We start from the raw sequence: 24275 nt of genomic DNA on the forward strand, positions 1-24275 counted from the left end.
CTTCCTTCCCGAGAGTCACCGGAACCTTATTAACACAAAAAGGAGAAAGATTAATTATGTCAGAGGAAAATTTTGAGTGCAATACCTGCGGAGAGGACTTTGATTCTGAAAGAGGACTTCACGTCCATGAAAGCCGTTCACACAACAATGATGATAAAGTATCTGAAAAGCCTACTTTTGAAATAGGTATCAGGAAGTTTGGCTTTCTAATGTTTACGTTAGGTTTGACTACAGGAATAATATTAGGAGGTTTTCTGGTTGGAGCTGGGATGTCCGGATCTGGCCTTAAATTTGAGACAGCAGGATCTGATACAGAAACACCGAATGAACCCAGCACCGGGAACAATGATAACGATAATATAGATTCACAAAACCAGGATTCAGGAACAGGAGTTGTTTCACTCCAGAACCCTGAGTATCCATACGGAAACCTGGAAGCCGGAGTAGGATCAGGTGAAAAAACTTACGGCGATACTACTTTCAAGCTGGAGGGAGAACCTTACATAGGATCTCCTGATGCAGAGGTGACAGCGGTATCATTCGAAGACTTTGAATGTCCGTTCTGTAAGAGATACAATGAGAATGCATACACTGGAATAGTGGAAAACTATGTACAGAACGGAGATGTTCAGTACTTCTACAAGAACCTTCCGCTACAACGTATTCATCCGTGGGCAGAGTCTTCAGCTCTAGCCTCAGAATGTGCGTTAAATCAGGATGCGGAGACGTTCTGGATATTCAAGAAAGGTTTCTTCGATAACCAGGAAGCACTTGGAAACGCTCACCAGAACGGTAACTTCGATGAGTCAATGTATAACTGGGCGGAACAGACAGGTCTAGATACCGGCCGGTTCAAACAGTGCTACGATAACGAAAAGGAGCTGGAAGAAGTTCAACAGGACAAACAGGAAGGGAACGATAGAGGGGCGTCGGCTACTCCAACCATCTTCATCAATGACCAGAAGTTAGAAGGAGCTCAGCCTTACTCCCGATTTGAATCAACGATAGATGAACAGTTAAAGTAAGATGAACTCAGAAGACTTCCTGAAGGATCTGAAGAAAGGAATTAAATCCGGCTTCAACTCAGGAAGAAAAACAGCTTTGACTGTTTCCATTTCTATCCTATTTTTTATTCTGATATCTCTCTCCACCAATATAGGTTATTCAACACAGATGTTTTCAGCAGGTATAGAATACTGGTTACCTGCCATTTCTTTGTCAGTTACCGGTCTCTACCTGAACGGAGGTGTATCAGAAATCATACTTAACCTGGTTTACTCTGTCTTAATTGGAATAATAGTCACTAATACATATATACAGTTCAGAAACTCTGGGACTAGAGCGAGAAACTTTTCAGGGATAGCGCCCGGTTTCTTAATCGCCGGATGCGCCGGATGTGGGATAGGTTTGTTGAATTTAACAGGTCTGACTGGAGTGGTTGCAGTCTTGCCTTTCCAAGGAACACTGATCAAACTCACGGGAGTAATACTGTTAATCTACTTTATAGCAGATATCGGAAAACCTGAGCTCTGTACTATTCCTTCCTAGTTGTAACTATATTCTCACCGTCTTCTCCAACACCGATGAGAACAGTATGTTCTGCCTGTGCAACCGTTCCATCGTTTTCCTCATTGAGAACTTCGTAGGAGTTAACGATACCTGACTGAACCAGTTTATTCATCGCCATCTTCTTTCTACCCGTATAATTGTCTATCCAACGTGTTGTAAATGGTAGGCCGTTGAAGTTTTTGATCTGTCCAAGAAGCTTTCTCTCCATTCTCCCTCTAACATTTCTGTCCTGCTCAAGCTTGTAAATATTGCCGGGCTTGCCATTCTTGATTTTTCCACCGCCATCCGTAATGAAAGGCTCTACAGCTACGGCATCGCCTTCTTTAAACTCGTGAGAGGAAGCATTATCCACACAGGGTATAGAAACTCCAGCATGCTGCGTATATCTACCGAGGTAATGACCGGTCAAATTTCTTACAACCTGATAATCATCCGAAACCTGTGACTCTACAAACCGTCCGAACTCCCCAATCGTTTTCCCGGGTTCAAGGAAGTTCAATGCCTTCTCCAAAACCTCCTCAACCTCATCAACCATTCGTTTCTCACTATCTGAAGAATTGACAGTAAGAGCTGTATCCGCTATGTAACCTTCTGAGTGAGCTCCGATATCGATCTTCAGTACGTCATCTTCGCTTAAATTTCTTGATTCGTCGTTGCTCGGGGTGTAGTGAGCCGCCTCCTTGTTGATGGAAAGGTTCACAGGGAATGCGGGCTGAAGCCCTTCACTGCGTATACTTCCCTCTATTTCATCTGCGATGGTTTTCAGATTGGTTCCGGGAGTCGCGATTTCACGCGCCTTTTGCCTGGCACCCTGAATTGCTTCACCTGCTTCAATGTAGTGCTGCCTTGTTTCCTCGTCCATGAGGTAAATTAGTCGGTAAGTGTTTTTACTTCTCTGGCTTCTCGGCGAAGACATTCAAGAAGTAATCGAACTCCTCACGGTCAGGATTGTTTTTCCCTGAAAGCTTCTCGTCAATCTCATATCCTGCGCTTTCGATTATTTCGTAGGCCTTGTCCTTCGAGACCAGATAGTGTTTGATGCTACCATTGTCCGTTTCATCCATGTAGAATTCCTTCTCTCCAAGCTTGAAGGTGATCTGGGCGAGACCGCCTTTCTCCGTGACCCTATAGAGTTCTTCAGCCGCGTCCCTCATGCCCTCTGGATTGTTGAAATGAATGGATGCACAGCACCAGACTCCGTCGAAACTGTTGTCATCGAAATCAAGATGTTTCATGTCTGACTCCATAGCTTCTAATTCTCGCTGCTCGAGGTACTCAACCACTTCCGAGGATACATCAACACCGACAGCGTCCAGTCCGTTCTGCTCGAAGTAAGCAACATCATGGCCCGGGCCGCATCCAGAATCAAGAATTCTATCACCCGACTCGAACTGTTCGACAAACCTGTCTCTTATGTTCAGAAACTCCTGAGGGAAGTTGCTCCGCTTTGTGGCCTCCGCCAGACCCTCAGGATCAGTGTAGAAATCTTCAGGATTCACGCGCAACACCGGTCTCTACGGCAGCCTCTCTGACTCTTTCGGCGATCTCCATCGCGAGCTTTTTGTCCAGAGTGTCAGGAACGATTCTGTCTTTCTCAGGTTCGATGAATCCGGCGATTGCCTCCGATGCAGCCTGTTTCATTTTTTCATTAATATGGCTGGCTCGTACATCGAGCGCTCCACGGAAAACACCTGGAAATGCCAATGAGTTATTCACTTGGTTGTCAAAATCGGATCGACCTGTAGCCGTGATGTATGCACCGACTTCCCGGGCTTTGTCGGGTTTTATTTCCGGTTCCGGGTTAGCTAGTGCGAACACAATCGGATCATCAGCCATTGATTCAACCATTTCTTTTGAAACAATTCCGGATGCTGAAAGACCGATGAAAACATCTGTATCTTCCATTGCATCCTCAAGACCTCCTGATTGCTCAGAAGCCAGCGTTCTATCGGCCAGATCCGCCTTGTATATATTCTCATCATCAGTCCTTAGAATGCCGGAAGAATCTACCGGCACAATGTTTTCAGCTCCAGCATCAATTAGAAAGTTTGCTACAGCAATACCTGAGGCCCCGGCACCGGAGATCGTAATTCTGACGTCTTCTATACTCTTACCAGCGATCTTCAAAGCATTATTCAGCGCTGCAAGAACAACTATCGCTGTCCCGTGCTGATCGTCATGGAAAACCGGTATATCCAATCTATTCTCCAGCTCTTCTTCAACCTTAAAGCATCTCGGTGCCTTGATGTCCTCCAGGTTGATCGCTCCAAAAGTTGGTGCTTCTCTTTCCACATGTTCAATTATATCTTCGGCAGAATCAGCATTTATGCAGATCGGGAGACCATCGACTTCTCCAAACTTCTTCATTAGATTTGCTTTACCTTCCATTACCGGCATTGAAGCTTCCGGACCTATATCACCAAGACCGAGAACTGCCGATCCATCAGAAACAACCGCTACAAGATTTCCTTTAGAAGTATAACTGTAGGCTTCCTCTCTATCATCTGCTATCTCTCTACATGGCTCGGCTACCCCAGGAGTATAAATCAGATTCAGATCCTCGATACCGTCTATATTGACAGAGGGTTCTACCGATATTTTACCCGGATTTTTAGAATGAAGCTCCAGAGCCTTCTCTTTATCAACCATATCTGTTGATTATCGCAGGAATTAAAAAACACTTCGAACCCTGGAAGAGGATTTTACCGAAAATTAGTTTCTTCCGTATCCCTGGTTAGGAAAGTTTGGAACTACTAATGTCAAATTCATTGAACTATTCTTCAAATCTCCAAAGTACAACAATTGTCACTATGAGAGCTGTGAAAGCCATCACCGGAATAGTGATATATCCGTAATGGAATGTATACTCGGTAGAGCAGCTCACAGCTGTAATTGAACATCCTGCCGAGCTGAACTGATCAAATCTCTGGATTATCGAATGATAGAGAGCGATAGGAGCTCCAATCAAAGCAAGGGGTATCACATAATCACCTAGATCAGACTTATTTAGAAACAAAGCAGTTGCTGACAGAACCGGTATCGGATAAATGAATATTCTCTGGAACCAGCAAAGTCTGCATGGCTCATAACCTAGTATATTGGATAGATAGAGACTGCCAGCGGTCGCAACTGACGTCACCACAAAGACTATCTCGGTTGAATAACTTGAGATATAACTTTCTATTCTGGAGATTGGTTCAAAACTGTAACCAGCCTTTTTCAGTGCAAAAATGGCCAGGCTGGCAATTAAAGCTAAATCAAGTATAAGTACCCCAAATGCCAGCACCTCCGTAACTAAGCTCATACTTACTAAATTTGGAGATTGAATTAAAAACCTGCCGTAATAATTTCTGGATATAATGACAGACTGTAAATACTGTGACAAAGAGTTTGATTCTGAAGATGAAAAGTATCTCCACTGGGGAAAAGAACACGAGGACGAACTCAGCTCACATGACAAGGAAAAAGTGAAGAAAGCCGAGAAAAAGACCGAGCAGAAAAAATCCGAGAAAATGAAAAGAAGAAAGAAACTCGGCGGACAGGCACTCGCTGTCGGAGGCGCTTTACTGGTTGCAGCAGTTCTTGGTTACCAAGCATACAGCTCTATGAACCCCGGAGGCGGACAAACGGGAGACTTCAACCTAGAGAACCAGCCTTTCCAAGGCAATCCAGACGCTAATGTGACAGTAGTTGAGTTCGGAGATTACTCTTGTGGTCACTGCCAGAGGTTTGAGAACGGAGCTCATAAACAACTTGAAGAAAACTATATCAGCACAGGCAACGTAAAATTTTACTGGGTAAACTACGCCTTCCTCGGCCCCGAATCAACTGATGCAGCGGTAGCGAGTGAATGTGTCTATGATCAGACAGAAGCCAACGAAGAGTTCTGGGAATTCCACAGCGAAATGTTAAACAACCAGAAAAACGCTGACTGGGGATCAACAGATCTGTTCGTCCAGATAGCAGGGGATACAACCGACGTCAACACTGAGGAACTCCGATCCTGTATCTCAAATCAGGATACAGTCAGCGAGGTGCAGTCCGACAGGGCTCAGGGATCAAACAACGGAGTAACCGGAACACCTTCAATATTTGTCAACGGGGAGAGAATCCCGAACAACAAGTACTCCTCAATCAAAGCAGCAATAGAGCAGAAATTAAGTTAGAATGAATACAGACAAGGTTAAGGCTCATTACAGGGAGAAAGAAACAGAGATTGAGAAAAGATTGGAACAGTTTCGGGCGTTGAGAGATGAGAGCGACTACAGACTTTTCATAGAGCTGGTTTTTGTGATACTGAGCTCCCAGACAGAGGCACATAAAGCCTGGAAGGCAACGGAAGAACTCGATGAGAAAAACCTGCTGATGGAAGGAAATAAAGACCAGATCGCCAAGATTCTCGAAAGAAACGGGGTAAGCTACGAAGAGAATAAAGCCGAATATGTCGTGGGTAACCGAGAATTTCTCTCCCAGCCAACTCTAAAGAATCCAACAAAAGAACTGAAACTCAAAGAAAAGCTTGATCTAGAAAATCTGGAAAAGACTAGAGAATGGCTTGTAGAAAACATCAAAGGCATCAGCTGGAAAGGCGCTTCACATTTTCTTAGGAACATTGGTTACGGAGACGAATTTGCAATTGTCTCAAGCTACATCTCTCAAAGTTTATTCGAACTTGAGCTTCTGGAAGAAGCTGATTTACCTAAAGATAAAGAGGAATATTTGAAGCAAGAAGAAAAAATGAAAAAGCTTGCTGAAGAGACCGGAATAGATATTCTGGCCCTCGACTTAACTCTCTGGTCAATGGAAACAGGAGAGGTTTTCAAGTGAGTAATTCTTCTAATCTATATTCCGCGCCTACTTTTCCTTCTTTGGCCATTTCTAAGAGCTTTTAATTGACTTGCCCGGCTTTACTCATACCGGACATTGGATTCGGTTCAAATATTTTAGAGAGATCAGTTTAGAAATCGGCTTGGAAGTATGTAGCTCTTATTATTATATAGACAAAGTAAAGCAGTACAAGCAGCAAGCCTCCTATGACGGTAAGCACTCCGTTCTCGGATTCTTCAAATTTAGTTGCAGTATTATTCATTCCTGTTTTACGGAAAAACGGTGCCAGCAGATCTCCTATCTTTTCTCTGTTCCAAAGATAAGTAATCAGTACTATAGCTGTTCCGGCCTGTACAGGGAGATCCCAGAGTATGAGAGGTCGGGGAATAGTGTAGCTGGATATTGCTGCGCCAATTCCTATACCCATCAAAGGATTGGTTATATTACTTCCTATCAAAGTCCCTAGCGAAAGACCTTCAGCTCCTTTACGTACCGCTGAAAGCGCTGTGAAAAACTCTGGCATAGCTGAGACAAGACCTATAGTTGTTACTCCGATCATCGAGCCAGATATACCTGTCTCTGCAATCAAAGTTTCAACTACACCCAGAAAAATATCTGAAAAGTATATCAAGAAAGCCATTCCTAGAATCCCTACACCAAGATCTGTCCAAGGTTTTTCACTAGGTTCTGCATCACCGTGGCGCAGAAGTTTCTCGCCTCTCTTGGAATATAAGTAGTAGATATAGCCAGCAAATACTGTCACGAGCAAAACACCTTCAAACCTGCTTAAAGTTCCATTTAAGGCCATAGAAAGTACTAGAAGGTGCGCTGCAACCATCGGAAAGTAATCTCTCTTTATGAAATCACGTGTGAATACGAAGTGGTTGCGTCCCTTCATCACCGATGCAAGAACTACAACAGTACCCATAATCAGAGTCTGCTGGATTACATCTGATCCGATATTCATACCAAGTACAGTTCCTGAAATCTCGTTTATAGCCGCCGGATTGTTCAGTATGTTAAGTGATCCGACCATATGCACTGATATTTCAGGTAAAGAAGTACCTATAGATATGATCGTCATCCCAATTACAACTTCAGATACACCAAAACTCTTGGCTACCGACTGCATCCTCTCAACAACTTTCTCAGCGCTGAATACGATAACAACGATAGAAACTAGCCCTATAACTATTTGGGGAGCTAAGCCTGTAAAACCAAAAGCCATGAATCGTTATTTAATTAAAACGATTAAAAATTCATTCATCAAAATCTTCCGAGACCGCTCTGCTTCCCTTTACCTCTCAGCTGGCCCTCTGTATAACCGAACACTTTAAGAACTCTCATAACAACCGGCAGGACCTGATTCTCAATATAGTAATCGGCATCATAACTCTCCGCCTGTTCAAGAACTCGGGCTCTCTGGGATATACTACCTCCTCCCCGGGTTATAACATACGCTATAGTTGATCCCGGTGAGATGTCTATACCGTCTTTTATCGCTTTTTTAGCCGCTTCGACATGGGGTGCAGTTGAGTCATAGTTTTCCGGTTTCTTGTTCAAAGTCGTATAAATTCTGAGCTCCTCAACAGGAACCTCGCCTTCTCTAAGCCTTTCTACGATCTGTTTAGCTATCTCAACGGCTTCATCAACATCATTTTCAAGAACCTGTCTCAAAACCCGTTTCTGAGCCTTCTTGGCGATCGGAGACCAGTCTCTTCTAACCTGTTCGAAACCGGTAATCTTCATTTCACCGTCTTCACCAATTAATGCATACTTCTTTTTCGCACCGTCTCCGGAATCTGTAGAGGTGAAGAAACCTCTCTTGAAAAAGCCTTCAAACTCTAGCTGCATGAACTCCGGTAGATCGCTATTGACCTTTTCTAGAAATGAATCCATATTTTCTCTGATATTTTCTCCTTTTAGGAAAACCGAGTCGGTATTGTGGACCAGTATGAGGCCTTCTGCGTCTACAAAATTGTGTTCCCCTTTTACTTCTAAATCGTATACTTTCTTCTTGGTTGGACTAACTTTCTCAATATTGTTTATTTTTGCAGGCGTGAAGTCCTTCTTTGCGTATTCAGGAGCTTTAGGGGCGGTATTACGTATTGATTTTATCTGTGGCTTATCAGATCGGTATTTGAACGATACATCATTTATAGGTCTTCCATATCCATTCTCTCCAAGTTCCAGTTGTTTAAGTATGTAGTGAACCTGGTTCGCAAGATCAGTACTTTTAGTTGAGAACTGCATATTTTCAGAATTGTACCTAGAATCGTGATCCTTGTCCCTGGAACCATCAGCCTCGAAGTATCCTTCTACAAAAGACTCCTTGAGCTGTTCGTGTCCATTGATTATAACTTCGGGAACTTTCTTTCCTGATGAACCTTTACCTGCATCCAAACCTTCCACAAATAAGCTTACAACCGGTTTTCTTTGAATGCGGTAGTAATACATCTTGTTGCCTGTTCGGGAGTCAATATCTTCGATTAAGGAGAGTTCTTCGTCCAAAATTTCATCAAAGAAGCGTTTTACTCTGCGTATATTGCTTTTGTCTTGCCCTCCGAAGGAGATCATCTGTTTATCCCTCTTTGATGCCGAGCCATCACCACAATAAAAACCTAGTATCCAGGCAAGTTCCAAGCTTAGCTCCCAAAAACGAGGTACTCTACCAGCCTTGGCGTTTTCACATCCTATATATGAGTGATCGGAGGTGGCTTGGTCTAGTTCTACATATCTTTCGGAATGCTGGCTGTGGACATGAGAGGATAGATGATATTCTTCCTCACAGTAAGGACATATACCTTTCTCCGCAGGAAATCTCTCAGTATCTCTATAAGCCCTCAGCTCAGAACTTGTATAATCTAGTTCTGTAAGATCCAGAGTATCTCCTTCTGAATACTTCTCCTCAGCTTCAGGAGGCTCGGATATAGAAATAAGATGATCTCCTTTCTCAAGTTCTTGAGCATCTGCCAGCTGGACACTCTCTACGCCATATTTATAGATTGAGTGCTGCGGCGTAACCTCAGTCCTCCCTCTATTGGTGTCAAACCTCAGTAAATCGCCGTCATAGTCATGCATTATGGCTCGCTTCACGGGCCGGAAAACTGATTCACCTTTCTCCTTATCCCAAGCAAGAGTCTTGTAACTCTCTGGATCTTCAAAATCTTCAACAAATTTCCCTATCTCAACGAATCTAGTGTTTGCGTCAGAATCCTTCACAACTATCTGTCTCGAATAATCCAGGCTGTCACCGTACACAATTTCAAATCCTTTATCCTCCGCTACATCTATTGTATCTTGTATATACTGTCTTCCAAGATATGTAGTGGCTTCAGCACATTCTCTAGAGTACCAGCGGGCGCCATTGTATCCAAGATAGCCATAAAACGAATTTGCAAGTATTTTTTCGGCTTGCTGGCGGTTATCAAGGTTTTGATGCTCTGAGCTATCTTTATCGAGATCCTTCATTTTTTCCTTTAGCCGGGAACGATCTTCTACTAGTTCTTCAACCAGTTCCGGAAAGAATCCCTGGTTATCTTGGCAGAAGTTGTAGTCGAACTCGTCCAGTTCAAACTGGTCACCACATTCTTCCAGATTCAGAGTATCTGGCGAAATGTTGTGGCTTACTAGTACGGTAGGATATAGGCTCTTAAAGTCTAGTACGGCTATATTCTCGTAAAGACCTGGTTCAGGAGTATAGACAAATCCTCCTGAGTAAGCCCCTTGTCTTCTCCTGTTTCTTCTCTTATCCCGGGAAGGCCGATTACGCGGCAACATGTCCCGCTCGTGCGCCTCCCTGAGCAAGTAGTTCTCTGTCAGCTGACCGTATGTAAGCCGACAGGCATCAAATGGGATCAGCCCTGTTATCCTTGATAACTCCAGTATCTGCGGTCCGATTTCTTTTCCTAACCTGTAAGTTAACTCTGAATCTTTCAATGCGTAATCCGCGAAAGCACCGAGATCTTCTTTATCTCTCCATGAAGCCTTCATCTCCTCCCAGGAGAGATCATTCTTTTTCTCACCTAACATCTCTTCCGCCACAGAGTCAAGATCAAGAGTCTCCGACTCCAGTCCTGGAGAAAGGACATGTGAGATAAACGGATATAAATCAAGGTGCATTCTACCTTTCAATCTAGCTCCTGCGAATCTTCCCCGACGGTTGAACTTCATTCTTTCCCCATCTCTACCCAATGCCAGTTCAAGGCCATAATCGTCCGATCTTTCCCTGAGAACATCAAAATCATACTCATCGGTGTTGTAGCCGAGTAAAATATCAACATCTCTTTCTCTAACAGTTTCGATCAGTTTTACGATTGTCTCTCTTTCCGTTTCAACGGTTCTGACGAAGTCTCGGTCGATCTCCTCTGTTGTGAACACTTTCTGGAATTCTTTCGAATAGACTGAGGCCATTATTATCCTGTCTTGGTATACCTCGAGATCGAAGGCAAGGGTCTCCCAATTCTGGCTCTCATCTGCCTCTACATCTGCACTAATTGACTGGAGCTCTAGCCTGAGATCAAATTCCTCTGAGTTAACTTTTTCGCCTTCCACTTCTATCCATTCAGCTGGTTTAATTCCTTTATCAATTAGATAACGTTTGTAGAACGGAATGTCAAATTCTCTGCATTCCTTTATTCCTTTCATATCCCAGAGCTGGTTTTTCAGCTTCGGAATCTTGGGAGGAATGCTGGTATGGACTTTCAGGACTTTTACTTCCTCATTCCCTTGCTTAAGCTTTTCCTGGCTAATACCTCTAACCGGTATTTCCTCGCCTTCCTCCTCGAACTCGGATTCAATTATCCGCTCTTCAATTCCATCTATATCCTCATGTTCTTTCGGAACAGCGTAAAGATAAGGCAGAAAGTCTTTATCGAGGAAGAGAATATTTTCCCCTTCACGAGATACTCCAAAGCACCTAACGGTTACCTCTCCCTCCTCAATCCTGTAGTCGGCATCGATCACCTGGATTTTCTTCTTCATGAAAACAAAACCGGTTTTGAAAGTTAAGTAAAGGTCGCTTTGAAAAGGAACTGAGCTGATCAGTAGCAATTGGGAAAAGATAATACACATGCCTGTTCATACCAAACAAAACAGTTTCTTCAAGAAAAAGTGCTTATGAAAAATTGAAGAGTTTGAAAAGAGCCAAAAGCTTTTCTGATGTAATCGAAAGGATATAACAGAATCAGCGCTTGGAAGAATCCGGATTTGAACCGAAATCGAGAGAAATGTAATTGGGAAGTTTTCGGAATTCTTTTTAACCGATATATGAAATAGGTCTTCATGAAGAGGCGCATACTTGTGTCTCTGAATTTGGTCATCATAGCTTCAGGATGTATTGGAAGTCAGAGTGCTTCTGAAGGATTTCTAACAGAATATGATTCAAATGTTTTGCAGCTACAGAGCCAGGGTCAGGGCATCAAATTTATTCTGAACAAAAATACTCAAAATTATACAATCCAAACTTCTTCGCCTGTTAAAGCTGAAGAAATGTTTTCTGATGTAGATAATCGCACTCGAAAGCTACGAGATGTTTGTAGCACGTTAAAAGATATGGCGTACAGTGGTGTCAATCGAGCGGAAGGTCAGCAAAAGTTTAACATCCTAAATCAAGATGGCGAAGTATTAGAGAGTAAGAAAAGCATAAACACGACAAAATTAGCAGCAACCTTGGAAAGATATGAATTATCCAAGGTCGAGTATACTGTTCTTAATGAGTCCGGAGATATAGAAGCGGAATGTATAATGCAAAGTAAACAAGATGATGGTATAGAGATCAAGTTTTATGGGGATTAAGAGAATAAATCCCAAAATTTGGTCTCATCAATCTTCTCTTAATCCTTTGTGGAACAGGATTCCTATCAAATGTGGTAATATACAATTGGCAGGACATGTTCCGACCTTATTCCTAATTCTTAACTGACGAATTTATTTCTATATTTTCTGCCTTTTCAGGGTTTTTCAATACTATTTCAATCACTCTATCGAAAAATCCCTCTAGAGTATCAATCAGGAAGTCCGGATTATCGCTTTCCATTAACTTATTTTTGAAGATTTTTTCCAGTTTTTGTAGTGCTCCTGATGCCACACACCCTTTAAGCCTCTTCTCATACTCCTCTCTGTATTTTTCTGGTATTACTGAACCTATTTCGGCATCTGTTTCGTTCATAATCTCTTGATTCAGGCTTTTGAGACGGTTCCCGCACTCTTCAGGTATTGAATCAGGTCTATCAGAAATATTTACCAAGGTAGGAGGGGGCTTACAGCTTTCAAGCTTGTCTGGAACCCTCTCATAAAATTCCTGTCTTAACTCCAAATCATTTTCTGGATTTTCTCTTATCCTCTGCTCATATTTTTCTCCCATTCTGTCTATCTTTGACCTGCAGAAGTCTGTGGTTTTATCTGGTAGCGTATAATCAAGCTCAATACCAGAATCTGTGTTGTTGGCCGTTGAGTTGGATTGGGCCATGACAGCGGATAGAATTAATATTCCTCCCAAAAACAACCAAAACGGTTTGAATAACCTCACATTTAGAAATAATTCATTTTTCCTGTTAAATCTGTCGAAGGTTACATGCCAGTTTCCGGGACACAATGAAACCTGGAGATATGCAATTGCCAGGGCCAGAATTGGAACCGAAATCAAGAGATAATAAATGGAAGTTTCTGGATTCCACGGTTTCCACTAGCTGTGTTTAAGAAAAGAGTTTTGAACACGATATATACTAGTTTTGGAGAACCTCCGACCACAAAAAATACAAATTTTAAACGCGGCCGTTTATACCAAAAAACATTTAAGTTGTGATAAGTAAGTGACAAACATGACTGTTGATGAATACTTTGGTCCTGTATCTGTCAAAGGAATGGTGGAATTCCTAAATACTCTAGAAGGAGAAGTTACGGTATCACAGAGCCATGAAGAATTTTTCTTAAATGGTGAGGTTGAGGTTTATACGGCAGCAGAATATCTTGAAGGTGTAGTAGAAGGAGAAGCCCAGCGTTCGGCCACTCCTTGGCTCGATAATGATGATGGAGATGGTCTGCTTGACCCTGAAAGTTTAGAACCTTGGGAAACTAGAGATAGTTATTCGGGTGAATTCCGATTAAAAAGTCAAGCTGTAACAGAAGACGGAATTAGTTATGAATTCAAACTTCAGGCAGAAGACGGAGATGGAAAACAATGCGACATCACCATGACAGGAATGGAAGAAAACTATGAGAGCACAAGTTCAAATATTGGAATAAATGCATATATGTCAAAAGCCTTCAAAGAAGCCGGAATTTAATCTAAAAAGATGAATATATCATGAATGATTCAAATCCTTGCTATGAGGCTCCTGAAGAAGAGAAAGGAAAGGACTGCAAATTGGAATAAATCTGAAATAATAAGTTTTCTGGACGAACAATATGAGAATCCTCTGGAAGAATTTGGAGCAGAGGACTATGAAGAATTAGAGGATAAAGTAGAAGAACGAGGACTTGTATATGACGAGGGTTCAGACTGGAGATACGAACAAGTGCCAGAACTTGGCCAAAGAGACTATGAATCGGAATCTGTATTCGGTTTAGTGCCTAAGGGGAAGGCTGATGAAATTGAAAGTCCTGAACCTTGGGAAGTGAAATTCCGAGATGAAGAAGGAGAAGTCCAAGTTCACTGGAAGAATAGATAAAGATTTATTTTGAACTTCAATCGCGATTTTTTACAGTACTATGGAAAAATATATTTTGAAAATTTTTCAACTAATTTAATTATCTAAATAAGGCCGGAATACAGAAGTAATGAAGTCTGTACTATACGAGTCCTCGGAACTGTCATGGGGCATACTGAATAAGTTCCTCCATCCTCTATTCTTTCTACTTTCTCGAACCATCTTTTGACTCTTTCCCATTGCTCTTCACAGTCTGAGATAATGTAAAATAAGCTGAAAATTCTTTTTGATTTAAATCGAGAATATCCGTGGCAGTTTCGGGATTTCTTAGAATCGTGGAGATATGCAGTTGGCAGGACCGGGATTTGAATCAAACCTCTGATTATGCAAATAAATTAAATCTCTACATCAGCCATAACATAATATGAAACTGCTACTGATCACTGACATCCACGGCGACACTGAAAACCTAGAGAGAATTATTGAGAGAGAAAATTATAACGCGGTTCTCTGCGCAGGGGATCTAAGCGATGCGAACGAATTCGACGATTATAAGGCGCAGCTGGACAAAGTTCTCGATGTATTTGAAAAACAGGGAGTTATGACGAAAGCCGTTCCCGGAAACATGGATCCGGAAGAGGAATGTGTACGAGAGTTGATCCAGAGAAGGATGAATATCCACAAGAAGATCGCGAGCTTTGAGGATTTCGAGGCGGTAGGTTTCGGAGGAGGCATAACACCGTTCGGGACACCGTTCGAACCTGAAGGTGCCAAGATCAAGAACGCTATGGAAACCCTCTACGATAGGATGAAGGCCGATAGAAAATTCGGAGTTATCCATCAACCACCTGTCGATTCTCAGCTCGATATGGCTGATGGGGATCATGTTGGAAGTCAGGAAGTAAGGGAAATCATCGAGGATAAAAAGTTCGAGCTTATTCTGACCGGTCACATCCATGAGTCGAGAGGGCGTGATGAGATCTCAGAAACTACTGTAGTCAATCCTGGCCCTGTCATGGAGGGCTACTACGCCATAGCCGACACTAAGGGAGAAATAGACGTTGAGATGAAACAGCTGTAACTGAACGGCCCAGCCGGCTTCCAATTTATTTCTTCTACCTTCTTCAATCTTTTCTCGGCATTTGGTGTGTTTTAAACAGCTGGATAGCTGAAAGAACTACCGATCGGATATATTTATGATATGCACAAGTGTTAAGTTTACAGTGTTTTTATAAGCAAGCTAGATATACCCTATAATAGGATAAATACTTATTCTGTACAAGGAGGTGAACAAACATGGCAGAACTACCACTTGCACCAGTAAAGCGAATCATCAAACAGGCAGGAGCTCATAGAGTTTCAGAAGGAGCAGTAGAGGAACTCAGAGATGAGCTGGAAGATTATGCTGAGGACAGAGCAAGAGAGGCAAAGGAATTCGCTTCTCACGCAGGACGGAAGACAGTGCAAGCTGACGACGTCAAAGCTTCTCAGTAAAATCTTTCTTAACTCTATTTCACTATTTTCTTTTTTACTATGAAGTTGGAGAACAGTTTTATTCTTGCACCAGGAATCGGAGAGAAAACAGAGCAGAAACTATGGAAAAACAATGTAACCCACTGGGACGAAGTATCACAGACGAATGCGATAGGAAATACGAGGCGTGAAACCTTGGAAGGTTTTCTCAAAAAGGCAAGAAAGAATCTCAAGGTAGGCAACAGTTATTTCTTCGGAGACAAGCTACCGAATAAGAGTCTGTGGAGAGCATATAGAAACTTCGAGGAGGATGCTTGTTTTTTCGACATTGAGACAACCGGTCTGGACAAGAGCCGGAACAGGGTGACAACTATTGCTTTTCATAGAAACGGCGAGACCCGAACACTGGTAAGAGGTCAGAACCTGACACGAGAGAATATTCAAAGAGAGATCTCCAATTCGAGTATGCTGGTGACTTTCAACGGGAAGAAGTTCGATCAGCCCTTCCTAGAGCACAGTTTTGATCTAGACGTAGATACTACTCATCTTGATCTTATGTATCCATGCAAGAGGATCGGTCTTTCCGGCGGGCTGAAGAAGATCGAAAAACAGATAGGAATCGACAGGGATCTTGAGGATGTCGATGGTCGGGAAGCCGTCAGGTTGTGGAAAAAGTATGAAAACAAGAACAACGAGGACGCGCTAGACAAACTTGTAGAATACAACGGATACGATGCCCGGAATCTCCAGGAACTGGCTGAAATCATTCATGAGAGACTCGAAAGCCGTTTTTATCGGCCTCACATTAGGCAATAGAGGAAATATTTATAAGAGTCTGAGCTCAACTATGGCATAGTGTCAAAAATGGTCCTAAACAACGAATCCGGAATGCATATGATGCCGGTGAGCTACAGCTATAATAGGGCCAAGGCTAAGTCCAACAAATTCTTCAATATTATTGGCATCCTAGCAGAGTAAAGCGGAATGACGCCTTGGCTCCCAAATCGGAGCCATTCTCGAGCCGACCGCAAAAAACCAAAACAACTGAACAGGGTTTTTCCACTCACCTGCTATCTCCACACCGTAGGGAAAAATCCAGGGGATGACTGTTGCTTGCAAGGTAGCGGTCATCCTCCAAAACATTTTCCAAACTTGACAACTCGAGATCACTCCACACCAGGTGTCAACAATTAACGCAAACACACGCAACTTCGAAGCCGAGCTCCAAGCTCAGGCGGAAAGAAACAATGTACCAAGGACACAGCTCAGCTCAGAAGCAACGGTACTAACAGCAACAGCGCTTTAGAAAAGGGATGCCGGAGAACATTCGTTTTATTTCCAAGCCAGAGTTAATGCTTTTCCACACCTCCGGCTAACAGAGGAACAAACAATACTAAGAACCTCTGTAAAAATCCCTTTCTTTTTTAATCCAGGGCAGCTGACTCGAACGCAACCCATCCGTTCGCCATCGAATCAAGTATCGAGGTGAAAGACTTTGCCGGCTTAATAATCTTCCTTCTACCCTTCTTCCCTTCATTTCTTCCCCTGAATTCCATGTATTCATACTTGATAATTCCTAAACGCCTCAATTTGGGAAGAATATTGTTCTTAAGGTTGGACTTGCCTTTCTCATGCCCCCACTCATCGAAGCTGTTTAGTTTTTTCGAACCAATTTCTCCCTCCTTCTTCAACTCTCTCAGAAAGATCTTGGCATACTTATTTCTCTTTGGGGACTGCTCATGTGGGAAGAAAAGATCTACAATTTTCTCCCAGTTCCATGCTCTCTCGCTTTTCTTGTATTTTTGTTCTTCCTCAGGTATAGCTAATGAATGCTTTGTGACTATGGTAGTAGATTTCCTGGCTTCTTCATCGACAAAAGGATGTTGATCTTCCGACATATTTAGTGTCTAACAAAGGAGGTATAATAAAATTACGACCGGAACCGGTTAAAAATATTCAACAAAGTAGACTAGATATGGACTACAACAACCTTTCCAAGGAAAAGCTTGTAGAAGCATTAGAAGAGCTTGAAAAAGAAGGCGTAGAACTTGAGAAAGAAAGAAAAGAGTTTGAGGAAAAGGCAAAGAAAGCTAAGGCTGACTTCGAAAACTACAGGAAAAAAGAAGATGAAAGAAAGCAAAGATGGCAGAAACAGGCTGAAGAAGAGCTGGCCGAAGAACTGATTGAGGTACTTGACAATCTAGAGAGAGCGATAGCTTCAGCTGAAGCCGATTCAGGTATAGTAAAGGGGGTCAAAATGGTTTCGGACCAACTCTATGAGAAACTGGAGAAGAAAGGGTTAGAAAGAATAAACGCTGAAGGAGAAGAGTTCGATCCCAAGATGCACAAAGCGGTCGAAACCAGAGAACACAGTAAGGAGAACAGGATACTAGAACAGAAAAGAAAAGGATACAAGTTCTACGATAAAGTCCTAAGGGAAGCCGAAGTGGTTGTAGGAAAGTCAGATAAAGAGGAATGAGCCCAATTCAATTCTGAAGACTTGAATCAATTTTACTGATCATTGAATATACATCACGACCTTTAAGACCATCGTTCAGTTGTATACCTACTATCTCGTCCTCTATCGAATCTTCATCAAAATTTATTATATCCGCTTCCAAAATATTGTACTCCACGATATCCTCTACATACGATTCGAATTCTTCTCTAGAACTCCAAACTGGATCCGGCATTGGATCTTCTTTGGCTGTCATTCCAGTATCCGGCATATATGTTTCTCCATGAGGAAATACATCCTGAACCTGTTCAGCTCCGTAAACATCCTCTGGCACTTTATCTATACCTGCTATAAACTGGCAGAGTATCGGCCGGTACATCTCCCATTCGCCGTTCCTCTGTATGTACTCCTCAAAGTCTTCCAGATTTACCATGAGAGTCAACATAAAATCTTAGATATTAAAACAGTTTCGTGGCTCAATGATTCTGCATTGATTTATCGGATCGTTTAAAAATTTTTATTGTTGTATACAAAAACATAGGTGTGATTCTAAATGGGAAAGATAATCGGTATTGACCTTGGAACAACTAGAAGCGCAGTAGCATCAATCGAAAATGGAGAACCAAAAATTCTGGAAAACTCGGAAGGAGAAAGGATAACACCTTCAATAGTGGCTTTCGACGATGGAGAGAGACTGGTTGGGAAACCGGCGAAAAACCAGATGCTGACCAACGAGGAGGACACGGTAAATTCTATTAAGCGACACATGGGAGAAGAACACGAGGTGGAGCTTGGAGGGGAGGAATATACTCCTCAGCAAATCTCATCAATGATTCTCCAGAAACTAAAAAACGATGCAGAGGAGAAGCTTGGAGAAGATGTCGAGAAAGCAGTTATCACCGTCCCAGCTCACTTCGACGATACACAGAGACAGGCAACAAAGGATGCCGGAGAGATCGCAGGACTTGAAGTTGAAAGGATACTGAACGAGCCTACCGCCGCTTCACTGGCATACGGACTTGATGACGAAAAGGAGCAGACGGTGCTTGTATATGACTTCGGTGGGGGAACATTCGACGTTACCGTACTTGAGATGGGTGACGGGATCTACGAAGTCCAATCAACAGAAGGAGATAACGATCTAGGAGGTGACGACTTCGACCAGAAAATCGTTGAATGGGTACTAGAAAAGTTCGAGGAAGAAAATAATATCGATCTATCCGGGAACGATGAAGCAATGCAGAGAATCCGGGAGAACGCGGAAGAAGCGAAGAAGGAGCTTTCATCCAGGAAGTCCACTAAGATAAACATACCTTTCATTCACCAGGAAGACGGGGAAACATATAATATAGATTACGAACTGACCCGTTCCAAGTTTGAAGAACTGGTAAACGAACTCATCCAGAGAACGACAGATCCTACCGAAACAGCGATACAGGACGCAGAAATCGAAAAAGCCGAGATAAGTGAGGTGATCCTCGTTGGAGGTACAACCAGAGTCCCGGCGGTAAGAGAACACGTCCAGGCAATCACAGGTCAGAAGCCAAACAAAGAGGTCAGTCCAGATGAAGCCGTAGCAGAAGGCGCAGCAGTCCAAGCCGGAAGCATCTCAGGTGAAATGGATGACATTCTACTGCTGGACGTAGCACCGCTATCCCTCGGAGTAGAAGTGAAGGGAGGATTGAAGGAGACACTTATTGAGAAAAACACCACTATCCCTGCAGAAGAGTCAAAGACCTTCACCACCGCACAGAACAACCAGTCAATGGTGACAGTCCATGTTGTCCAGGGTGAAAGAGAGATGGCAAAGGACAATAAATCACTTGGACAGTTCAACCTTGAGGGAATTCCGCCGGCGCCGGCCGGACAGCCAAGAATCGAAGTAACATTCGAGATTGACGCAGATGGAATACTGAACGTCTCAGCGGAAGAACAGGAGTCAGGGGAAGAAGCATCAATCACAATTGATGATGCCTCTAGATTAGATGATGAAGAAATAGAAGATATGAAGGAAGAAGCAGAGAAACACGAAGAAGAAGACAAGAGAAGAAGGCAGTTTATTGAGGCCAAGAACCAGGCTGACTCCACGATCAGTCAGGCAGAAACACAGATAGAAGAACACGGAGACAAAGTCGACGATGACTCAATCATCGAATCAGTAGAGAACGCAATTGAAGAACTGGAAGAGGAAAAAGAAGAAGCAGAAGAGATGGATGACCTGGAAGAAGCCACTGAGAAAATCGAAGAAGCAATCGAAAATCTCCAAGAAGAGCTACAGGAAATCGGTAAGGAAATCTACGGAGATCAGGCCGGAGGCCCCGGAGCAGGGGGCTTTGACCCAAGCAACATGAGCGAGGAAGACCTCAAACAAGCAGCCCAGAACATGAACATGGGCGGAGCACCAGGCAATTCTGGAGACGACGAGGTAGTTGATGCCGACTACGAAGAAGTAGATACTGGCGACGAAGAGGAGGAATAAATCATCTCCTCTTTCCCTCCTAAAACCTTTCAGAAGCTACCGAATCGGAGCCTAATTTGATCAAACTCTTGTGAATATACATTGACAAAAAAATATTACAAGCTTCTCGGCGTGAGCGAAGACTCCTCTCAGGACGAGATAAAGAAGGCCTATCGTAAAAAGGCCAAAAAGTATCACCCTGATTCTAACTCTGATACTGCGGACGAGGAGAAGTTCAAGAAGATAAATAAGGCATACGATGTTCTTTCGGATGAGGATAAGAGAAAGAAATACGATCGGTTCGGAGAACAAGGAGTAGAAGGTCATGCCGGCAGAGGTCAGCGCCGAGCTGCTTCCAACTTTCAGGATATTTTCGAGCAGATATTCGGCGGAGGAGGAATCGGTGGCCGAGAGAGGAATCAAGGAAACCATCTCAAGATGCAGACTAGTATAACGCTGGAAGAAGCGTATAAAGGGGTTGAGAAAACCTTTGAAGTCGATCGAAAAGTAAAATGTTCTAACTGTGACGGCACGGGAGCCGAAAACAAAAACAGTTCAACATGCTCCAGATGCTCAGGAAGAGGAAAGGTAGAACAGGTCCAGAGAACTCCGCTGGGTAGAGCAAGGTCGGTGACCGAATGCCCCAAATGTGATGGGAGGGGAGAAATACCGGAAACAAAGTGCTCTGAATGCAACGGAAACGGATTGAAGGAAAAGGAAAATAAGATAACAGTGGATATACCTCCTGGAGTGAAAGACGGTCAAAGGCTCAGAATGTCCGGTGAGGGGAACAGATCAGTCTCCGGTGAAAGCGGTGACTTATTTCTCTACATTAATCTTGAGGAACACGAAATCTACGAGAGAAAGAATGAGGACCTCTTCACAACTTTAACGGTAGGGATTGGGGATGCCGCGCTCGGGACAAAAGTAGAACTCGAACACCCGGACTCAGATATACAGCTTGATATCCCTAAAGGCACACAACCCGGTCAGGTGTTGCGGATCCAGGGCAAAGGTATGCCCACACAGAGAAGAATGAGAAACAAAGGAGACCTCTATGTCAAAATAGATGTTCACGTTCCGGAAAAATTAACGGAAGAGCAGAGAGAGGTTCTTGAGGAAATGAGGTTAGAAGGAGAGAAAGATAAAACCTTCTTTGAGACTGTTAAGGACTTTATCAGCTGACCGCCGCCTTGATGTACGGGATCGAGTACATTATTCCCACACCAAGCGAAAACACGACTAGATGTGTGATCCAGTTCTCACTACCCTTGAAGTCGGGCAGCAGATCACTTCCTGCTATAAAGACAAAGTTTCCAACCACAAGAGGCAGCAGAACCGGTACTGTAGCTCCCGAAAGCTGTGATAGACCTAAAACCAGTCCAGCACCGATAAACATAAAGACGCTGATACCAATGTTTACCCCCAAAGCCTTCAGTTTGGAGAAACCGTAGTCAACCATAACACCGAAATCCCCGAGCTCCTTTGGAATCTTGTGCGCAACCACAGCGATTGTCGCTGCTATACCGGCGGAACCTGATGCTAAGAAGCTTGTAGCGATAAGAATTCCGTCCAGAATATTATGAACTGAGTCTCCGGCAGCCAGGACGTATGGCAAAGGTTCTTTGTGATTTCCGCTATGGTGGCAGTGCCAGTGAAACATTCTTTCAAGTACGAAAGAGCCCATCATACCGGCAATTATCAGCAGTCCGGTTATTCTACCATAGTTAAACTTGTTCGCTAACCGGAATACCAAGTGTATAAAGACTCCTCCAAATATTGTTCCAGCTGAGAGAGATATCAAGTATGGAGTTACTTTCTCAAAATTGTCATCGGATATGTAGAGCATAAATCCTCCGATAGCCGAAATCAAAGATGTTAAGATCAGACTTCCGAATATTGTTGCCTCAACCATCACCAAATAAATCTATTATTAACTCTTTAAATGGTACTACTAACTCTGTGTTGTGGTAATAATCAGCCTGTTGATAGACGATAAACACTTAACAAGATCAAAAAAGAGGTAGAAGCAAATTTTTTTGGTCAAAACAAGAGGCCGAAGTGTCTGTAACTAATTTTATATCATAAACGACATAGTTAGAAAATGTGGTTACTGTAACCATCATTGGAGGCGGGGTAATCGGATTATCTACGGCAGTAATGCTTGATGAACACCCTCAGTCGGATAACTTGAACATACGTATCTTGGAGAAGGAAAATTCTTTAGGATCGAAGTCGACAGCAGCTGCAGGCTGTGGAATGCGGACGTTATATCGACACGATACAAACTTAGAGCTTGCCAGGCGCGGACTACGTTTCTGGTCAAACGCGGAGCCAATACTCGGTCAGGAGATCGGCTTTAGGAGAAACGGATATCTGTTCTTAACAAACAATCAACAAACCCGTGAAACGCTGAACAAACAATCTCAAAAACAGCATATAAACGGTTTTAACTCGGAGATAAATCCCGGCAAAACTAAAACAAAGGGTATCGACAACTTAGGCCTATCAAACTATAGTTTTAGTCTCTATCTTCCTAACTCAGGGTTGGCTTCACCAAATAAGATAGTATCAGCTCTACAAAACAAAATAAATAAGTCTGATATATCAGTGTGCACAGATACGCAGGTACTGGATTTAAAACGGGGGGGCGACCAGTGGGATGTCTTATGTGAAGATGGTAAATTGAGATCTGATTATGTTGTTAATGCAGCAGGTGCTTGGGCTGGTCAAGTCGCAAAGATGGTTGATACTAACCTTCCAATAAAGAATACAAGACGAAGACTATCAAAAATGGATAGATCAGTAGATCCAGATACTCCTCTTACGGTTGACATAGATACAGGAGCTTACATACTCCCGGACGAGGATGGAACTCTTCTTGCTGGAGGCAACCTTCTAGATGGAATGGACAGATATGATGAGAACGATCCAAGCTCATTTTCACTATCTATCGATGAGGATTGGAACAAAAAATTCCGATCTGCTGCATCAAATATAGACAACAGTCTCTCTAATGCAACAATTGTAGATAGTTGGACAGGACTTTATGCAATGACTGAAAGCCGGGTGCCAATAATATCTGAGAACAAAGGGATAATACATGCATGCGGTTTCAGCGGTCACGGAATAATGCAGGCACCAGGTGCCGGTCACATAGTCTCACGGATTATATGTGAGGGCTACAATCCTATGCTCAGGGGACTAGGTATTAACAATCGACCGGATAGCACAGATATCCAGTTCTAAGCTCGACTACAACACAGATAAATGAGAATTTTTTTCACCGGTTTACGACCGCATAACTGTAAGTATCCCACATAGGGTGCTTGATCTTATCGACGCCGTCCACGCTATTTCTAACGGCATTAACTGCTTTAATGCTCAACATAGGGAAACTTGAATGAGTAAACATGCTGTCACAAAACTAAGGAAAACATCCAAAAAATATCTACTGTAAATATTATCTATGGAACTAGCACACACGATGTTGAGAACCGGCTCACCAGAACAGATGATTGAATTTTATGAAGCAGCATTCAGCATGGAACTAAAGAGGAAATCAGTGAACGATTCATTCACCCTATATTTCATAGGACATCCTGGACAGACAGCAGAACTGGAACTAACGTATAACCATGGTGAAGACGGAGAATATGGAAAGGGAGAGGGATTCGGTCATATAGCAATCCGAACACCTGAGGATATGACTCTGCAAGAAGCTTACGATAAAGCGGTAGAGGCGGGAGGAAAAGACTATCGGCCACCAAAGGAATGCCCTGGAAACTACGCCTTCGTAAAGGATCCGGAAGGATACGAGGTTGAACTACTAGGAAACTAG

At 43.0% G+C, this 24275-nt stretch carries 27 protein-coding genes; 17 read left to right on the forward strand and 10 right to left on the reverse strand.

Annotation, left to right across the window (positions count from 1 at the left end):
* Positions 1-56: 56 nt before the first annotated feature.
* Both BRC29_00420 and BRC29_00425 read left to right on the forward strand, forming a co-directional pair.
* Positions 57-1025, forward strand: a complete 969-nt coding sequence (locus tag BRC29_00420; GenBank protein PSG98575.1) for a hypothetical protein — start codon at positions 57-59, stop codon at positions 1023-1025.
* A gap of 1 nt (position 1026) precedes the next feature.
* On the forward strand, positions 1027-1548 hold the full coding sequence (locus BRC29_00425) for a hypothetical protein (GenBank protein ID PSG98576.1): 522 nt from the start codon (positions 1027-1029) through the stop codon (positions 1546-1548).
* Here the strand turns inward: BRC29_00425 and BRC29_00430 are convergent.
* From BRC29_00430 to BRC29_00445, 4 genes are all read right to left on the reverse strand, one after another.
* Positions 1535-2485, reverse strand: coding sequence for a type II methionyl aminopeptidase (locus BRC29_00430; protein ID PSG98577.1), 951 nt, complete (start codon positions 2483-2485; stop codon positions 1535-1537). The genes BRC29_00425 and BRC29_00430 overlap by 14 nt on opposite strands.
* Positions 2457-3077 carry a hypothetical protein gene (locus BRC29_00435; GenBank protein PSG98578.1) on the reverse strand — a complete coding sequence of 207 codons (621 nt, stop codon included), beginning with the start codon at positions 3075-3077 and terminating at the stop codon, positions 2457-2459. The genes BRC29_00430 and BRC29_00435 overlap by 29 nt, the downstream gene beginning before the upstream one ends.
* Complete coding sequence (locus BRC29_00440) at positions 3058-4218, reverse strand: NAD-dependent malic enzyme (protein ID PSG98579.1); 1161 nt, start codon at positions 4216-4218, stop codon at positions 3058-3060. The genes BRC29_00435 and BRC29_00440 overlap by 20 nt, the downstream gene beginning before the upstream one ends.
* Positions 4219-4342: 124 nt before the next feature.
* The gene (locus BRC29_00445; protein PSG98580.1) at positions 4343-4873 is read right to left on the reverse strand and encodes a disulfide bond formation protein B; all 531 of its coding nucleotides are present in this window, start codon (positions 4871-4873) and stop codon (positions 4343-4345) included.
* A 55-nt stretch (positions 4874-4928) separates the two neighbouring features.
* Here BRC29_00445 and BRC29_00450 point away from each other — a divergent pair, with 55 nt between their 5' ends.
* Together BRC29_00450 and BRC29_00455 are read left to right on the forward strand one after the other, a co-directional pair.
* Positions 4929-5735, forward strand: coding sequence for a hypothetical protein (locus BRC29_00450; protein PSG98581.1), 807 nt, complete (start codon positions 4929-4931; stop codon positions 5733-5735).
* 1 nt (position 5736) lies between these two features.
* Entirely contained in the window at positions 5737-6396 is a 660-nt protein-coding gene (locus tag BRC29_00455; GenBank protein PSG98582.1) for a hypothetical protein, read from the forward strand.
* Between the two features lie 130 nt (positions 6397-6526).
* On the opposite strand, the gene BRC29_00460 is transcribed toward BRC29_00455, so the two are convergent.
* Both BRC29_00460 and BRC29_00465 read right to left on the reverse strand, forming a co-directional pair.
* Positions 6527-7624 (reverse strand): hypothetical protein, encoded by a 1098-nt coding sequence (locus tag BRC29_00460; GenBank protein ID PSG98583.1) that lies wholly within the window; start codon positions 7622-7624, stop codon positions 6527-6529.
* A gap of 38 nt (positions 7625-7662) precedes the next feature.
* The gene (locus BRC29_00465) at positions 7663-11469 is read right to left on the reverse strand and encodes a hypothetical protein (protein PSG98584.1); all 3807 of its coding nucleotides are present in this window, start codon (positions 11467-11469) and stop codon (positions 7663-7665) included.
* A gap of 8 nt (positions 11470-11477) precedes the next feature.
* On the opposite strand from BRC29_00465, the gene BRC29_00470 reads away from it, so the two are divergent.
* Together BRC29_00470 and BRC29_00475 are read left to right on the forward strand one after the other, a co-directional pair.
* Positions 11478-11576, forward strand: coding sequence for a hypothetical protein (locus tag BRC29_00470; GenBank protein ID PSG99528.1), 99 nt, complete (start codon positions 11478-11480; stop codon positions 11574-11576).
* Positions 11577-11679: 103 nt separating this feature from the next.
* Positions 11680-12192 carry a hypothetical protein gene (locus BRC29_00475; GenBank protein PSG98585.1) on the forward strand — a complete coding sequence of 171 codons (513 nt, stop codon included), beginning with the start codon at positions 11680-11682 and terminating at the stop codon, positions 12190-12192.
* Positions 12193-12304: 112 nt separating this feature from the next.
* On the opposite strand, the gene BRC29_00480 is transcribed toward BRC29_00475, so the two are convergent.
* Positions 12305-12865 carry a hypothetical protein gene (locus tag BRC29_00480; protein PSG98586.1) on the reverse strand — a complete coding sequence of 187 codons (561 nt, stop codon included), beginning with the start codon at positions 12863-12865 and terminating at the stop codon, positions 12305-12307.
* Between BRC29_00480 and BRC29_00485 the strand changes: the two genes are divergently transcribed.
* The 6 genes from BRC29_00485 (at position 12864) to BRC29_00510 (ending at position 16334) form a co-directional block, all read left to right on the forward strand.
* The gene (locus BRC29_00485) at positions 12864-13049 is read left to right on the forward strand and encodes a hypothetical protein (GenBank protein ID PSG98587.1); all 186 of its coding nucleotides are present in this window, start codon (positions 12864-12866) and stop codon (positions 13047-13049) included. The genes BRC29_00480 and BRC29_00485 overlap by 2 nt on opposite strands.
* A gap of 168 nt (positions 13050-13217) precedes the next feature.
* Positions 13218-13682, forward strand: a complete 465-nt coding sequence (locus BRC29_00490) for a hypothetical protein (GenBank protein PSG98588.1) — start codon at positions 13218-13220, stop codon at positions 13680-13682.
* 24 nt (positions 13683-13706) lie between these two features.
* Positions 13707-14066 carry a hypothetical protein gene (locus tag BRC29_00495; protein ID PSG98589.1) on the forward strand — a complete coding sequence of 120 codons (360 nt, stop codon included), beginning with the start codon at positions 13707-13709 and terminating at the stop codon, positions 14064-14066.
* A 403-nt stretch (positions 14067-14469) separates the two neighbouring features.
* Positions 14470-15126: a hypothetical protein gene (locus BRC29_00500; protein ID PSG98590.1), complete on the forward strand. Its 657-nt coding sequence runs from the start codon at positions 14470-14472 to the stop codon at positions 15124-15126.
* Between the two features lie 215 nt (positions 15127-15341).
* Positions 15342-15539 carry a histone gene (locus BRC29_00505; protein PSG98591.1) on the forward strand — a complete coding sequence of 66 codons (198 nt, stop codon included), beginning with the start codon at positions 15342-15344 and terminating at the stop codon, positions 15537-15539.
* Between the two features lie 39 nt (positions 15540-15578).
* A complete protein-coding gene (locus tag BRC29_00510) occupies positions 15579-16334 on the forward strand; it encodes an exonuclease (protein ID PSG98592.1) in 756 nt (251 codons plus the stop codon).
* Between the two features lie 608 nt (positions 16335-16942).
* Here the strand turns inward: BRC29_00510 and BRC29_00515 are convergent.
* On the reverse strand, positions 16943-17416 hold the full coding sequence (locus BRC29_00515; protein ID PSG98593.1) for a hypothetical protein: 474 nt from the start codon (positions 17414-17416) through the stop codon (positions 16943-16945).
* Positions 17417-17493: 77 nt separating this feature from the next.
* Between BRC29_00515 and grpE the strand changes: the two genes are divergently transcribed.
* Complete coding sequence (grpE, locus tag BRC29_00520) at positions 17494-17997, forward strand: nucleotide exchange factor GrpE (protein ID PSG98594.1); 504 nt, start codon at positions 17494-17496, stop codon at positions 17995-17997.
* Positions 17998-18004: 7 nt separating this feature from the next.
* Here grpE and BRC29_00525 read toward each other — a convergent pair whose 3' ends face one another.
* On the reverse strand, positions 18005-18409 hold the full coding sequence (locus BRC29_00525; protein ID PSG98595.1) for a hypothetical protein: 405 nt from the start codon (positions 18407-18409) through the stop codon (positions 18005-18007).
* Between the two features lie 120 nt (positions 18410-18529).
* Here BRC29_00525 and BRC29_00530 point away from each other — a divergent pair, with 120 nt between their 5' ends.
* Together BRC29_00530 and dnaJ are read left to right on the forward strand one after the other, a co-directional pair.
* Positions 18530-20455 carry a molecular chaperone DnaK gene (locus tag BRC29_00530; GenBank protein PSG98596.1) on the forward strand — a complete coding sequence of 642 codons (1926 nt, stop codon included), beginning with the start codon at positions 18530-18532 and terminating at the stop codon, positions 20453-20455.
* 81 nt (positions 20456-20536) lie between these two features.
* The gene (gene dnaJ, locus BRC29_00535) at positions 20537-21619 is read left to right on the forward strand and encodes a molecular chaperone DnaJ (GenBank protein ID PSG98597.1); all 1083 of its coding nucleotides are present in this window, start codon (positions 20537-20539) and stop codon (positions 21617-21619) included.
* Here dnaJ and BRC29_00540 read toward each other — a convergent pair.
* Positions 21612-22349, reverse strand: coding sequence for a hypothetical protein (locus BRC29_00540; GenBank protein PSG98598.1), 738 nt, complete (start codon positions 22347-22349; stop codon positions 21612-21614). The two genes, dnaJ and BRC29_00540, sit on opposite strands and share 8 nt — an antisense overlap.
* A gap of 245 nt (positions 22350-22594) precedes the next feature.
* Here BRC29_00540 and BRC29_00545 point away from each other — a divergent pair, with 245 nt between their 5' ends.
* The gene (locus tag BRC29_00545) at positions 22595-23683 is read left to right on the forward strand and encodes a hypothetical protein (GenBank protein PSG98599.1); all 1089 of its coding nucleotides are present in this window, start codon (positions 22595-22597) and stop codon (positions 23681-23683) included.
* Positions 23684-23903: 220 nt separating this feature from the next.
* Entirely contained in the window at positions 23904-24275 is a 372-nt protein-coding gene (locus tag BRC29_00550; protein ID PSG98600.1) for a hypothetical protein, read from the forward strand.

Source organism: Nanohaloarchaea archaeon SW_7_43_1, from assembly GCA_003009795.1.
Classification (GTDB): domain Archaea; phylum Nanohalarchaeota; class Nanosalinia; order Nanosalinales; family Nanosalinaceae; genus SW-4-43-9.

Coding starts and splice junctions, on each gene's coding strand:
- BRC29_00450 (PSG98581.1), top strand. CDS start 4,929: ATGACAGACTGTAAATACTGTGACAAAGAGTTTGATTCTGAAGATGAA.
- BRC29_00425 (PSG98576.1), top strand. CDS start 1,027: ATGAACTCAGAAGACTTCCTGAAGGATCTGAAGAAAGGAATTAAATCC.
- BRC29_00495 (PSG98589.1), top strand. CDS start 13,707: ATGATTCAAATCCTTGCTATGAGGCTCCTGAAGAAGAGAAAGGAAAGG.
- BRC29_00445 (PSG98580.1), bottom strand. CDS start 4,873: ATGAGCTTAGTTACGGAGGTGCTGGCATTTGGGGTACTTATACTTGAT.
- BRC29_00505 (PSG98591.1), top strand. CDS start 15,342: ATGGCAGAACTACCACTTGCACCAGTAAAGCGAATCATCAAACAGGCA.
- BRC29_00430 (PSG98577.1), bottom strand. CDS start 2,485: ATGTCTTCGCCGAGAAGCCAGAGAAGTAAAAACACTTACCGACTAATT.
- BRC29_00455 (PSG98582.1), top strand. CDS start 5,737: ATGAATACAGACAAGGTTAAGGCTCATTACAGGGAGAAAGAAACAGAG.
- grpE (PSG98594.1), top strand. CDS start 17,494: ATGGACTACAACAACCTTTCCAAGGAAAAGCTTGTAGAAGCATTAGAA.
- BRC29_00420 (PSG98575.1), top strand. CDS start 57: ATGTCAGAGGAAAATTTTGAGTGCAATACCTGCGGAGAGGACTTTGAT.
- BRC29_00545 (PSG98599.1), top strand. CDS start 22,595: ATGCTTGATGAACACCCTCAGTCGGATAACTTGAACATACGTATCTTG.
- BRC29_00530 (PSG98596.1), top strand. CDS start 18,530: ATGGGAAAGATAATCGGTATTGACCTTGGAACAACTAGAAGCGCAGTA.
- BRC29_00440 (PSG98579.1), bottom strand. CDS start 4,218: ATGGTTGATAAAGAGAAGGCTCTGGAGCTTCATTCTAAAAATCCGGGT.
- BRC29_00515 (PSG98593.1), bottom strand. CDS start 17,416: ATGTCGGAAGATCAACATCCTTTTGTCGATGAAGAAGCCAGGAAATCT.
- BRC29_00500 (PSG98590.1), top strand. CDS start 14,470: ATGAAACTGCTACTGATCACTGACATCCACGGCGACACTGAAAACCTA.
- BRC29_00540 (PSG98598.1), bottom strand. CDS start 22,349: ATGGTTGAGGCAACAATATTCGGAAGTCTGATCTTAACATCTTTGATT.
- BRC29_00480 (PSG98586.1), bottom strand. CDS start 12,865: ATGGCCCAATCCAACTCAACGGCCAACAACACAGATTCTGGTATTGAG.
- BRC29_00550 (PSG98600.1), top strand. CDS start 23,904: ATGGAACTAGCACACACGATGTTGAGAACCGGCTCACCAGAACAGATG.
- BRC29_00460 (PSG98583.1), bottom strand. CDS start 7,624: ATGGCTTTTGGTTTTACAGGCTTAGCTCCCCAAATAGTTATAGGGCTA.
- BRC29_00475 (PSG98585.1), top strand. CDS start 11,680: ATGAAGAGGCGCATACTTGTGTCTCTGAATTTGGTCATCATAGCTTCA.
- BRC29_00510 (PSG98592.1), top strand. CDS start 15,579: ATGAAGTTGGAGAACAGTTTTATTCTTGCACCAGGAATCGGAGAGAAA.
- BRC29_00485 (PSG98587.1), top strand. CDS start 12,864: ATGACAGCGGATAGAATTAATATTCCTCCCAAAAACAACCAAAACGGT.
- BRC29_00490 (PSG98588.1), top strand. CDS start 13,218: ATGACTGTTGATGAATACTTTGGTCCTGTATCTGTCAAAGGAATGGTG.
- BRC29_00465 (PSG98584.1), bottom strand. CDS start 11,469: ATGTGTATTATCTTTTCCCAATTGCTACTGATCAGCTCAGTTCCTTTT.
- BRC29_00525 (PSG98595.1), bottom strand. CDS start 18,409: ATGGTAAATCTGGAAGACTTTGAGGAGTACATACAGAGGAACGGCGAA.